Genomic DNA, 12,016 nt, shown 5'->3' with positions numbered 1-12,016 from the left:
CTTTCGCGGCTTTAACTTATTTTCCGGCCTTCTTCCCCGCCTTGATCGCTGCATATTTTTCTCGCAGCACCGTGGCGCGGCCTTCCTTTATCACCTGCCTCGCGCGGCCGAAGGCAAGCGCATTGGCGGGGACGTTTTCGGTGATCACGCTGCCGGAGGCGACATAGGCGTTATCGCCGACCGAAACAGGGGCGACCAGCGACGTGTTGGAGCCGATAAACGTGCCCGCGCCGATCTCCGTCTTGCTCTTGTTGTAGCCGTCGTAGTTGCAGGTGATGGTCCCCGCACCGATATTGGCGCCCGCGCCGATGGAAGCGTCGCCGATATAGGAGAGGTGGTTGATCTTGGCGCCCTTCTCGACAATGGCGTTCTTGACCTCACAAAAATTGCCGACCTTTGCTTTTTCAGCGAGGTCGGCACCCGGACGAAGCCGTGCGAAGGGGCCGATCTCCACATCCGGGCCGACGCGCGCGCCCTCGATATGGCTGAAAGCATGGATCACCGCACCGGATGCGATATGGACGTCGGGGCCGAAAAAGACATTGGGCTCGATCAGCACATCCGGCTCGATTTGCGTGTCGTGCGAGAAGAATACGGTTTCCGGTGCGATCAGCGTCACGCCGGACAGCATGACGGATCGGCGCTTGCGCTGTTGCCAGATGGCTTCGGCTTCAGCCAGTTCCACACGGGTGTTGATGCCGATGACATTGTCCACGGGCACCTCGATTGCCGTTACCCGCAGTCCGTCGCGATGCGCGATTTCAACGATATCAGTGAGATAGTATTCGCCCTTGGCGTTATCGTTGCGGACCTTCTCAAGTAGAGTCAACGCATGTACGCCCTTCAGGGCCATCAACCCACCATTGCAGAAATTTATGCTTCTCTCAGAATCGGTTGCGTCCTTTTCCTCGCGTATCGCGATGAGTTTGCCGTTCTCTTCTATCAGCCGGCCGTAGCCGGTGGGATTGACCGGTCGGAAGCCCATCACCACGATATCGAAGCCTTCTGCCAGCTTGTTGCGAGCGTCGATCAGGGCACAATCCTCGATCAGGGGAGTGTCGCCGAACACCACAAGGAGATCGTCATAGCCCCGTGCGATGGCCTCGCGCGCCGCCAGCACCGCATGGGCGGTGCCGAGGCGCTCCTTCTGCTCATAGGCCGAGACATTGGGTGCCTGCTCCACCGCCGCCTTCACTGCATCCGCGCCGCGTCCGACAATAAGCGCGATATCGCCCTCGCCTGCGCCCCTGATCGCCTTGGCCACATGGCAGACGAGCGGCAGGCCTGCGATCTTGTGCAGCACCTTGGGCAGATCGGATTTCATCCGCGTCCCTTCGCCGGCAGCAAGGATGATCGAAAGACAGGTTCGGCTGGTCATGGGAATAAGTACCTGGTGAGGAACAGAGCGGGGGCTTTATAAGCTCCCTACCCTAATCGGCAAAGCCTATAAATAGGCTTACCCGAGTTGACCGAGCGCGGGAAATGTTTCCAGCAGCCAGAAGGAGAAGGACTGCATCCCGCCCGTCAGGAAAAGCAACCCGGCGACGACAAGCAGAACGCCCATCACTTTTTCCACTTTGCCCAGATGTACCCTGAATTTGGCCAGAAAACGCATGAACGCGCCGGAGAACAGCGCGGCAATGATAAAGGGAATGCCTAGGCCCAACGAATAGGTGGCAAGCAAGGTCGCTCCCTCGCCCACCGTGCTTCTCGCCCCAGCGAGCGTCAGGATGGGACCGAGCACCGGGCCGATGCACGGCGTCCAGCCGAATGCGAAGGCGAGGCCCATGACATAGGCGCCGACCGGATTTGCCGGAGCGTTCCGCGCCTGGAAGCGGGCCTCGCGGGAGAGGATCGACAGGCGGAAGAGGCCCAGGAAATTGAGGCCCATCACGATGATGGCAAGGCCGGCGATAATGGCAATCTCCTGCTGCCATGCCCGCAGAAATGCGCCGATGGACGACGCCCCCGCCCCCAGCGCGACAAACACCGTGGTGAAGCCGAGCACGAAGGCGAAGGATGCGGCAAACAGCGCCTTCCTTCGTGACGCATCGGCGGTTGCCGCTCCATCGGCCCGGAAATCCTCGACGGATACGCCCGCCATATAGCACAGATAGGGCGGGACGAGTGGCAACACGCAGGGCGACAGGAACGACAGCGCACCCGCACCAACCGCCGTTACATAGGAGACGTCGAGCGCCATGTTTCCCCCTCAGTGCTTTCCGGTTTCGTCATAACTATCAAATCTTTGATCCGATCTAATCGCACCCCGCAGCAATCCCAAGTAAAATCCGTGCTATCGTTGACGCAGGTCGAATGGACGAGGAGAATTTTTCGGCCGCTGATTATTACCACAAGTTTGCCTAGAATCGGGACCAAGCGGGCGAAGGATCAGCTTTTGCCAAAGTCTTGTCAGCCGCAAACATATCTAAAAGTTGTAGCCTTCAGGGAATATGCTCCAAGGTAGCGCCTATGAACCCAATTGATGGCCCGCAGTCATTTGCCTTCGCTCCCGGCTTTTGGCGCAGACTTAAGCGATTCCAGCCCATTGCGCTGCCGGTTGCCGGCATTGCCATCGCCCTGCTAGCGCTGTTCGTACTGCAGGATATGCTGCGGCATACCTCCCGGCATGAAACGCTGCTTGCGATCGAACATACATCGCTCCACGCCATCGGGCTCGCGCTGTTCTTCACCTGTCTCAGCTATGTGGCCGTCGCGCTCTATGACGTGGTGGCGGTCGATACCATCGCGCCGGGGCGCATACCGCACTGGCTTTCCGGGGTAGCGGGCGCGACGGGCTATGCGATTTCCAACGCGCTCGGCTTCTCTCTGTTGACGGGCGGCGCGCTGCGCTACCGCATCTATGCGGCGGAAGGCATAAGCCTTTTCGATATTGGGCGGATCGTGGGGACCTCCTGGTTCGCCATCTGGTTCGCCTTCATCATCCTCATCGGCGCGGCCATGCTGATCGACCCGGCGGACATTCCGTGGCTTTCGGCAATCGATCCGCGCATCGATATTCTCGCCGGGGTGCTTCTGCTCGGCGGTATTGGCTGGCTCATCTACTGGCTGTCGAAGGGCGACCGCTCCCTGCAGATCGGCCAGTTCACGCTGAAACTCCCCACCTCACGCGGCGCGCTCATCCAGGTCGCCGCCGGTCTCGTCGATGTCACGGCGGCGGCGGCGACGCTTTACGTTCTGATGCCCGAGGGGGTGGTTCCCAGCTTCGCCATCTTCGCGCTCGTCTACGTCATTGCCGTCATTATCGGCGTCGCCAGCCATGCGCCGGGCGGCCTCGGCGCCTTTGAGGCGACCATCGTAGCGGGTCTCGGCCTTGGAGCAAATCCCCAGGCCATTGCCGCCCTCGTCGTCTACCGGCTCATCTATACCGTCATGCCGCTGCTGACTGCCGTGGCCGGCCTTCTCGTCTGGGAGGTTCTTCGCCGTCGCCAGCAACTGACCAAGCGGGCGCGTTTCGCAGCACGTATCATCGAGCCAATCATTCCGGGTCTCGCCGCCAGCGTGACGTTCCTCGGCGGCATCGTCCTGCTCATCTCGGGCGTCACCCCGGCAATGCATTACCGGCTGGAAATCCTGTCGGACATTCTGCCGCTGTTCTTCGTCGAGATGTCGCATCTAGCTGCGAGCTTTGTCGGCGTAGCCCTCCTCATCGTCGCGCGCGGGCTGGCGCGACGCCTGGCGCGCGCCTGGGTCACGACCATGATCCTGTTTTTGGCGGGCGCGGTTTTCTCACTCGTCAAGGGCCTCGACTGGGAGGAAGCGCTCATTCTCTGCGCCTTTGCGGGAATCCTCTGGGTGTTCCGCGATTCCTTCTACCGCCGTCCGATCACCGGACCGTTCGAACTCACCTGGAACTGGATCGCCAGTGTCGGCACCACGGTGCTGGTCGCCACATGGCTCGGCTTCTTCGTCTACCGGCATGTCGAATATTCCAATAGCCTGTGGTGGGATTTTGCCTGGAACGGCAGTGCGCCGCGCTTCCTGCGGGCGACCGTGCTCGTGCTCGCGGTGGTGTTCGTGGTCTGCCTCAACACCGCCGTCAACCGCCGGGGCGTGCGGCGGTCGAAGGCAGACTTTGCTATCCCTGAAGCTGTGCCAGCGCTCGTCGCGGCGTCGCCCAATGCGGAGGCCGCGCTGGCGCTGCTCGGCGACAAGCAGTTCCTGATGGATCCGGAGAATCGCGGCTTCGTCATGTATGCGCAGTCCGGCGGCAGTCTTATTGCGCTTGGCGAGCCGGTGGGTGACAGCCGGGTTGCCGAAGAACTGGCCTGGTCGTTCCACGCGCTGGCGGACCGGATGGCGCTGCGCACCGTCTTCTACGGCGTCGGGCCGCAGAGCCTGCCGCTCTTTCTCGATATGGGGCTCGTCGCGCTGAAGCTCGGCGAAGTCGCGCGCGTCGAGTTGCAGGATTTTTCGCTGGACGGCCCATCGCGCCAGCCCTTTCGCTATGCCGATCGCAAGGCGACGCGGGATGGCCTCGTGTTCGAAGTCATCCCCGCTGAGCAGGTTCCGGCGCTGATGCCGGAACTGCGGCGCGTGTCGGACGCTTGGCTCGCCCACAAATCGGGCAGCGAGAAGCGCTTTTCGCTGGGCTTCTTCAACCCGGAATTCCTGTCCCGCTTCGATATCGCCGTCATGAAGAAGGATGGCGCCATCGTCGCCTTCGCCAATATCTGGCGCAGCGCCGACAAGAACGAGTATACTGTCGACATGATGCGTTATCTGCCCAACATATCGAAGATCATGATGGACGCATTGTTCGCCAAGCTGCTGATGCAGGCCAAGGCTGAAGGTTTCCGCTGGTTCAATCTCGGCGCGGCTCCTCTCTCCGGTCTTTCCGGCAGTCCGCTTGCCTCGCGATGGAACCGCTTCGGCTCCTTTCTCTACCGGCGCGGCGCGGATCTCTACCATTTCGACGGGCTGAAAGCCTTCAAGGAAAAGTTCGATCCCGTCTGGTCCCCGCATTATCTCGTCTGCCCCGGCGGCCTCGATACGCCCCGCGTGCTGGTGGATGTGACGACGCTCATCAACGGCAACCCGCTGGAGTTCATCCGCAAATGAGGAAACGTCCACTCCTTGCCGCCGCGATGGCCGCGCTGGTGCTGGTTGCCGCAACAGCCGGATATCTCGGATATTCCGGCAAACTTCCGCGCTATTGGGCCCGGCTGACCGGCGCGGAGGATATCGCCACCCATGTGAGCGCCGAGCGGCTCAAGGACATTCCCGTCCTCATGCCTCCTGACGATCCCATCGGCCTTGCCGTCCTCGTTTCCGATACGGGCGGGATGAATGCCAGGGATCGTGCCTTTGCCGATGCGCTGCTCGCCCGCAATCTCATCGTGTTGCCTGTCAATCTCGACACATGGCGCGCCGAGCTCGACAAGGATGACGGCGAGTGCATCTATCTCGATTCGGATTTCGAAGGCATCGCCAAGGAGGCGCTGCGGACGCTCGATCTCGACGTCTATTTCCATCCGGTCGTCGCGGGCATCGGCCAGGGCGCGACTCTCGCCTACGCCGCCGCCGCAGATGCGCCGGATGCGACGCTGGCGGGCGCGGTCGGACTTGACCCGGCGGATGCGCTGAAGTCCCGCCTTCCCTCCTGCGAAGGCGCCAAGGCGACGGCTGCGCCCAGTGGCGGCTATACATACGCGCTTGACGCTATATTGCCGACACCGGTGACGCTTGTGAGCCAGTCAGGCCCGGTGAACGACCCGGCGGAGGCAAAGAAGCGGCACATTGCCGTTCTACAGAAGGCGGAGAACCCGACGGTACGGCTCAACATGGCGGCGGATGCGGCGGCGGCGATGGCGACCAAGGACGCCGCCAACGAGGCTCTGCCTATCATCGACATTCCGGCCAAGGGCAAGGCGAATTACGTCGCCGTGTTCTTCTCCGGCGATGGCGGCTGGCGCGATATCGACAAATCCATCGGCGACTGGCTTAGCAATCACGGCGTCCATGTGGTGGGGGTCGATTCGCTGCGCTATTTCTGGACGGAGCGCACGCCGCAGGAAATCGCCGAGGACACCGATGCCATTCTTCGGAAGGCGGACCCCTCCGGCAAGCTGCCCATCGCCATCTTCGGCTATTCCTTCGGCGCGGACACTTTTCCCTTCGCCTGGCAGTATCTTGATCCTGAACTTCAGAACCGGACCCAAATGATCGCTCTGCTGGGCGCTTCGACGACGACCACCTTCCAGGTCACCATCGAGGGCTGGCTCGGAATGGAAGGCAGCCACAAGACCGCCCCGGCCATCGCCACCCTGCCGCTCGACAAGGTCGTCTGCGTCTATGGCGAGGAGGAGGACGATACCGTCTGCACCGAGCCCACGCTCTCCGCCATGGAGAAGATGAAACAGCCCGGCGGCCACCATTTCGACGACAATTACGAGCCGATTGCCGAGGCGCTGCTGAAGGAATTGCAGGAGCGGGCCGGGAACGGAGGCGGTGCGAAGGTTGACTAGGCTTCGGCCATATCCGGCTTAAATAAGCTCTCAGGGACAGGAACGTTTATGGCGTCCCGTCGTTCGGTTGCAGTCAGTGTACTCCAACCCAAACGAAGGGAAGCCAGATGTTCTTCAGAACAAACCAGTTCCAGTATAATGCGAAGCCCGAACGTCCCGACCCCGTATATGCCAAGAAGCTCCAGGAAGTGCTTGGCGGCCAGTGGGGCGAAATCAGCGTGATGATGACCTATCTGTTCCAAGGGTGGAATTGCCGTGCGCCGGCCAAATACCGGGATATGATTCTTGACATCGGCACGGAGGAAATCGCGCATGTCGAGATGCTGGCGACCATGATCGCCCGGCTGCTGGAAACGTCGCCCGTGGAGGCGCAGGAGGCGGCGGCTGAGAACTCCGCGGTCGGCGCGATTCTCGGAGGCTCGCGCCTTGAGGACGTGCTCGTGTCCGGAATGAACCCGCAGCATGCCATTGTCTCAGGCATGGGCGCCACCCCAACCGACAGCGTCGGCTATCCCTGGAATGCGCGGTATACAATCGCTTCCGGCAATCTTCTTGCCGATTTCCGCTTCAACGTAACGGCTGAATCGCAAGGACGCCTCCAGGTCTGCCGTCTTTACGAAATGACTGATGACCCCGGCGTTCGCGACATGCTCTCCTTCCTGATCGCGCGGGATACAATGCACCAGAATCAATGGCTTGCTGCTATCGCCGAACTGCAGGAAGACGGCCTCGAGACAACGCCGGTGCCGCAGAGCTTCCCGCAGGAGCGCGAAATGTCCGAAGTCGCCTATCAGTTCTGGAACTGCTCGGACGGAACCGAAAGCGAAGCCGGACGCTGGGCCAAGGGCCCCACTCCCGACGGAAAGGGTGAGTTCGAGTATTTGGCCGATCCCCAGCCCTTGGGAGAAACCGTCAACGAGCTTGCTCCCGGCGATCCGCTGCTGCACGGCACGCCAAAGAAACCGATGCCGCCTGCCGCTTCGTGAGTACCGATCCGTATCGTAACAGGAAATGGGCGTCACATGGCGCCCATTTTTGCACCCGTTCGTCTATTAGAAATTCAAGTAACTGCTTGATTTTGTTGGTGAGCGCGCAGGGATTCGAACCCTGGACCTACTGATTAAAAGTCAGTTGCTCTACCGGCTGAGCTACGCGCTCCCTGGGGGACGGGGTGTCCCCGGGAAGTCGCGCGGAACATAAGGGCGGGAGCCGCGCGGGTCAACAGCATTCTGCAGCGTACCACACGAAAATCGGGAGCGATTTCCGTGTGGTAAGGCTGGCTTCTGTCACAAACCCATCACATCCGCCAATATCTCGAACGAACGGATGCGGGCGGCGTGGTCGAAAATCTGCGCCGTAACCATCAGTTCATCGGGACGGGTGCGGGCGATGAAAGCGTCGAGGTCCTGCTTAACCGTTTGCGGCGCGCCGACAAAAGAGCAGGACAACGCATGGCGAAGCAGCGCGCGCGCCGTCTGGTCCAGCCCCTCCTCGTAGTTCTCGACAGGCGCGGGCAGCATTCCGGGGCGGCCCATGCGCAGGTTCACAAAGGCCTGTTGTAGCGAGCTGAAGAGCAGCTTCGCCTCGGCATCCGTTTCCGCGGCGAAGACGTTCACGCCCAGCATCAGATAGGGCTTGTCGAGATATCGCGACGGCCGGAACTGGGCGCGGTAGAGCTCTATCGCGTGTTCCATTTCGGCGGGAGCAAAGTGCGAGGCGAAGGCGTAAGGCAGGCCCAACAAGGCAGCGAGTTGCGCGCCGAAAAGGCTCGATCCCAATATCCAGACCGGGACCTCCAGCCCCTCCCCCGGCACGGCGCGTATACGCTGGCCTTCTTCCGCCGGGTCGAAATAAAACAGGAGCTCCTGGACATCCTGCGGAAAAGAGTCCGCATCGCCGCTCAAATTGCGGCGCAACGCCCTTGCCGTCAGCTGGTCGGTGCCCGGCGCACGACCGAGGCCAAGATCGATTCGCCCCGGATAAAGCGCGGCGAGCGTGCCGAACTGCTCGGCAATCAACAGCGGCGCGTGATTGGGCAGCATGATACCGCCTGCACCGACGCGGATGGTCGAGGTGCCTCCGGCGACATAACCTATCACCACCGAGGTCGCCGCGCTGGCGATGCCCGGCATGCCATGATGCTCGGCGAACCAGATGCGGCGGTAGCCCAGGCGCTCGGCATTGCGGGCTAGGTCAAGCGAATTGCGCAGGGATTGCCCCACGTCGCCTCCCTCTGGAACGGGCGACAGATCGAGAACCGATAACGGTATGCTGCTCATGATATCCCCTCACACGGGAAAAACTCCCATGCATTTAGAAAACAAATTCTAGGCCGCATGATCCTATCCAAAAAGTCTGCAACTTCTCCGGATCATGCGCAAAAGAAAACGCCGGTTATCAGAGATAACCGGCGTCGCCCATTTTCGTAAATGCAAGTTTCGGTGAACTGGCTCAGTGGTGCGCCGGTTCCGGCTCGCCCATTTCCTCCGCCAGCCCCTCCTTCTTGGAGATGTAGGTGTAGAACATCGGCACCACGAAAAGGGTGAAGATCGTTCCGACCAGGATGCCGGTGAAGATCACGAGGCCCATGGAGTAGCGCGCCGCGGCGCCCGCGCCGGTGGCGATGATCAGCGGCACGACGCCGAGCGCCATCGCCGCCGTGGTCATCAGGATCGGACGAAGACGGGTCTTCGCCGCCTCGATGATCGCCTCGCGCCGTGTCATGCCATGCAGCTCGCGCTGCTGGTTGGCGAACTCGACCATGAGGATGCCGTGCTTGGTGATCAAGCCGACGAGCGTAATGAGGCCCACCTGCGTATAGATGTTCAGCGTCCCGAGCCCCATGTTCAGCGGCACGATGGCGCCGAAGATCGACAGCGGCACCGACATCATGATGATGAAGGGATCGCGGAAGCTCTCGAACTGTGCCGCCAACACCAGGTAGATGACTACGACAGCCAGGATGAAGGCGACGAGGATCGTATTGCCCTGCGTGGCCTCAAGCCGCGACTGGCCGGAATAATCGATGAAGTAGCCTTCCGGCAGGTTCTTCCGGGCGATATCGACAATCGTCTGCAGCCCCTGCCCCGAGGTCACGCTCGGCATCGGCAAGGCGGAGAGGGTTGCCGAGTTCAACTGGTTGAACTGCTCGATCGCCGCCGGCGCCGCATTCTCGGAAACCTTGATGACCGAGTTCAGCGGTATCATCTGGCCCGAGGCGCTGCGCACATAGAACTCGCCCAAGCGGTCGGGGTTGTTCCGGTACTGGTCCGGCACCTGCGGGATGATGTCATAGCTGTTGGAATCGCGGTCGAACTTGGCAACCGACGCGCCGCCGGTCAGGAGACCGAGGGTCTGGCCGATATCGCTGACCTTGACGCCCAGCGCCGCCGCACGGTCGCGGTCGATGGTAACGGTCGTCTGCGGCGAGTCATAGGACAGCGAGTTCTGCACGATGATGAACTGTCCCGAAGCCTGCGCCTCGTTCTTGATCTTCTCGGCCATCTCGTAGACCTGATCGGCAGGGCCGGTGGACTGGATCACGACCGAAATCGGCAGGCCACCGCCTGCGCCCGGCAGCGAGGGCAGAGCGAAGGCGAATGCCTGCACGCCCGCGAGCTTGGTGAGGCGCTGGGTGATTTCCTCCTGAAGCATTTTCTGCGACTTGGTGCGCTGCGACCAGTCCTTGAACGCCCAAAGAGCGATGCCGGAATTGGTGCCGCCGTCCATGCCGACGATCTGGAAGCGCGCCCGAAGCTCCGGAATATCCTTGGTCAGATTGTCCATCTGGTCGGAATAGAGCTTCATATATTGGGACGTCGCGTATTTCGGCCCCTGTATCTGCGCGAAGAGAGCGCCCGAATCTTCTTCCGGCGCGAGCTCCGTGCTGGTGTGCATGAACAGGAGGCCCGTCACGCCCACCAGCGCAAGAACCATCAGCAACGTGATGGGGCGATAGTTCAGCGAACCTTCGACGCGGCGCGCATACCAGTTTTCGAAGCGCCCGAAGGTGCGGTCGATGAACTGCTGGAAGCGCGAGGCATTGCCATGGGACAGCATACGCGAGCACATCATCGGCGAGACCGTCAAGGCCGCGATACCGGAGATGATGACCGCGCCGGCGAGCGTGAAGGCGAACTCGCGGAAGAGCGAACCCGTCAGGCCGCCAGTGAAGCCGAGCGGGGCGAACACGGCGGCGAGCGTGATCGTCATGGCGATGATAGGGCCGGTGATTTCCCGCATGCCCTTCAACGCCGCGTCGATGGGCTTCAATCCCTCTTCTATGTGCCGGTGGATGTTCTCAAGCACCACGATGGCGTCGTCGACCACGAGGCCGATGGCAAGCACCATGGCCAGCAGCGATAGAAGATTGATCGAATAGCCGAGCACATAGAGGAAGAAGCAGACGCCGATCAATGAAATCGGAATCGTCACGATCGGAATGATGACCGAGCGGAACGAGCCCAGGAAGAGGATGATGACGATAACGACGATGGCGACGGCTTCGCCGATGGTCGTGAACACCTCATGGATCGACGAGCTGATCTGCTCGGTCGCGTCATAGACGATGACGAGCGACATGCCCTCGGGCAGCGACGCCTGAATGTTGGGCAATTCCTTGCGGACCGCGCTCGCCACGTCGATGGGGTTGGCGCCCGGTGTCGGCATGATGCCGAGGAAGGTGCCGTCCTGGCCGTTGAACCTGACAATGGTGTCCGTGCTCTCGGCGGCGAGCTCCACCTTCGCCACGTCACGCAGGCGCACAATGTTGTCGCCGTCGGACTTCACCACCATGTTGCCGAACGCCTCGGGCGTCTGCAACGTGGATTTCAGCAGGATCGAGGTGCTAACGAATTGGTTCTTGGTCTTGCCCGGAGCAGAGAGGAAGTTCGAAGCGTTGATCGCGCCCAGCACCTCCGCCGCGGTGATATTGCGCGCGGCAAGCTGGACGGGATCGAGCCAGACGCGCATCGAATAGGTCTGGCCGCCGAGAATCTGCGTCTCGGCCACACCGGGAACGGTCGAAAGACGCGGCTTGATCACCCGGTCGAGATATTCGGTGATCTGCTCGTTCGTCATGTTCGGGTTCTGCGCGGCCAGATACATCGTCGCGAAGCTTTGCCCGGTTCCCTTGAGGATAACGGGGTCTTCCGCCTCCGAAGGCAGGTCGCCACGCACCTGGTTGACCTTGGAGATCACCTCAGTCAGCGCCGCGTCAGGGTTGGCGCCCAGGCGCATATGCACGCTGACGGTGCTCGTCGACTGCGCGCTCGAGGACGTCACGTAATCGATGTTCTCGGTTGTCGCGACGGCCTGCGCGATGGGCGACGAGATGAAGCCCTGGATCAGGTCCGCGTTCGCGCCGGGATAGGCCGTGGTGATGGTGATAACCGTCTCATCGACCTTCGGATATTCGCGAACCGAGAGGTTGGAGATGCCCAGCGCGCCCAGAAGAATGATCATCAGGGCCACGACCGTGGCAAGCACGGGACGGCGAATGAATATGTCCGAAAAGCTCATAGCGTCGC

At 61.4% G+C, this 12,016-nt stretch carries 7 protein-coding genes and 1 tRNA gene; 3 read left to right on the top strand and 5 right to left on the bottom strand.

Annotation, left to right across the window (positions count from 1 at the left end; translation table 11 throughout):
- Positions 1–16: 16 nt before the first annotated feature.
- The gene (gene glmU, locus ACOWVG_RS09655) at positions 17–1,378 is read right to left on the bottom strand and encodes a bifunctional UDP-N-acetylglucosamine diphosphorylase/glucosamine-1-phosphate N-acetyltransferase GlmU (RefSeq protein ID WP_420961762.1); all 1,362 of its coding nucleotides are present in this window, start codon (positions 1,376–1,378) and stop codon (positions 17–19) included.
- Between the two features lie 78 nt (positions 1,379–1,456).
- Positions 1,457–2,203, bottom strand: a complete 747-nt coding sequence (locus tag ACOWVG_RS09650) for a cytochrome c biogenesis CcdA family protein (RefSeq protein ID WP_420961761.1) — start codon at positions 2,201–2,203, stop codon at positions 1,457–1,459.
- 269 nt (positions 2,204–2,472) lie between these two features.
- On the opposite strand from ACOWVG_RS09650, the gene mprF reads away from it, so the two are divergent.
- The 3 genes from mprF to ACOWVG_RS09635 all read left to right on the top strand — a co-directional run bounded on the left by mprF (position 2,473) and on the right by ACOWVG_RS09635 (position 7,474).
- Positions 2,473–5,082 (top strand): bifunctional lysylphosphatidylglycerol flippase/synthetase MprF, encoded by a 2,610-nt coding sequence (mprF, locus tag ACOWVG_RS09645; RefSeq protein ID WP_420961760.1) that lies wholly within the window; start codon positions 2,473–2,475, stop codon positions 5,080–5,082.
- Complete coding sequence (locus tag ACOWVG_RS09640) at positions 5,079–6,488, top strand: virulence factor family protein (protein ID WP_420961758.1); 1,410 nt, start codon at positions 5,079–5,081, stop codon at positions 6,486–6,488. Before mprF ends, ACOWVG_RS09640 begins: the two co-directional genes overlap by 4 nt.
- A gap of 107 nt (positions 6,489–6,595) precedes the next feature.
- On the top strand, positions 6,596–7,474 hold the full coding sequence (locus tag ACOWVG_RS09635) for a manganese catalase family protein (RefSeq protein WP_420961756.1): 879 nt from the start codon (positions 6,596–6,598) through the stop codon (positions 7,472–7,474).
- Positions 7,475–7,570: 96 nt separating this feature from the next.
- On the opposite strand, the gene ACOWVG_RS09630 is transcribed toward ACOWVG_RS09635, so the two are convergent.
- From ACOWVG_RS09630 to ACOWVG_RS09620, 3 genes are all read right to left on the bottom strand, one after another.
- Positions 7,571–7,646: transfer RNA gene (locus ACOWVG_RS09630), tRNA-Lys, on the bottom strand.
- 128 nt (positions 7,647–7,774) lie between these two features.
- On the bottom strand, positions 7,775–8,767 hold the full coding sequence (locus ACOWVG_RS09625) for an LLM class flavin-dependent oxidoreductase (protein WP_420961754.1): 993 nt from the start codon (positions 8,765–8,767) through the stop codon (positions 7,775–7,777).
- A 172-nt stretch (positions 8,768–8,939) separates the two neighbouring features.
- The gene (locus ACOWVG_RS09620) at positions 8,940–12,008 is read right to left on the bottom strand and encodes an efflux RND transporter permease subunit (protein WP_420961752.1); all 3,069 of its coding nucleotides are present in this window, start codon (positions 12,006–12,008) and stop codon (positions 8,940–8,942) included.
- Between the last annotated feature and the right edge of the window lie 8 nt (positions 12,009–12,016).

Origin of the sequence: Brucella sp. IR073 (genome assembly GCF_049065735.1) — a bacterium.
Taxonomy (GTDB): domain Bacteria; phylum Pseudomonadota; class Alphaproteobacteria; order Rhizobiales; family Rhizobiaceae; genus Paramesorhizobium.
Note: the sequence above shows the minus strand (reverse complement) of the source record. Positions and strands in the feature narration are given on the sequence as shown.

Bases quoted from the DNA above. Each gene is read 5' to 3' on its own strand.
- ACOWVG_RS09635 (WP_420961756.1), top strand. From the start codon at position 6,596: ATGTTCTTCAGAACAAACCAGTTCCAGTATAATGCGAAGCCCGAACGT.
- ACOWVG_RS09640 (WP_420961758.1), top strand. From the start codon at position 5,079: ATGAGGAAACGTCCACTCCTTGCCGCCGCGATGGCCGCGCTGGTGCTG.
- mprF (WP_420961760.1), top strand. From the start codon at position 2,473: ATGAACCCAATTGATGGCCCGCAGTCATTTGCCTTCGCTCCCGGCTTT.
- glmU (WP_420961762.1), bottom strand. From the start codon at position 1,378: ATGACCAGCCGAACCTGTCTTTCGATCATCCTTGCTGCCGGCGAAGGG.
- ACOWVG_RS09650 (WP_420961761.1), bottom strand. From the start codon at position 2,203: ATGGCGCTCGACGTCTCCTATGTAACGGCGGTTGGTGCGGGTGCGCTG.
- ACOWVG_RS09620 (WP_420961752.1), bottom strand. From the start codon at position 12,008: ATGAGCTTTTCGGACATATTCATTCGCCGTCCCGTGCTTGCCACGGTC.
- ACOWVG_RS09625 (WP_420961754.1), bottom strand. From the start codon at position 8,767: ATGAGCAGCATACCGTTATCGGTTCTCGATCTGTCGCCCGTTCCAGAG.